Origin of the sequence: Microbacterium maritypicum MF109 (genome assembly GCF_000455825.1) — a bacterium.
GTDB lineage: Bacteria > Actinomycetota > Actinomycetes > Actinomycetales > Microbacteriaceae > Microbacterium > Microbacterium maritypicum_A.
The window spans coordinates 1-221 of the sequence record NZ_ATAO01000145.1 but is presented as its reverse complement, the minus strand read 5'-3'; the positions used below and the strand labels follow the sequence as shown (position 1 = coordinate 221).

General features: G+C 69.2%; 1 protein-coding gene. It reads left to right on the top strand.

Going from position 1 to position 221, the window contains the following annotated elements; genetic code table 11:
• Positions 1 to 221: class I tRNA ligase family protein (locus L687_RS43100; RefSeq protein ID WP_040569667.1), on the top strand; the 221-nt coding region annotated here is incomplete at both ends.

Genomic DNA, 221 nt, shown 5'->3' with positions numbered 1-221 from the left:
CCACGGATGTGCTCGACCGCTACATCCTGGCCCGTCTGGGCGACCTCGTCCGCGAGGTGCGCGTGGATCTGGAGGGGCTGGACTCCACCACCGCGTCCGCGCGGCTGCGCGACTTCGCCGAGGTGCTGACCAACTGGTACATCCGCCGCTCGCGAGACCGCTTCTGGACCGGCGTGACGGAAGACCCGAAGAGCCGCGAGGCCTTCGACACCCTCTACACC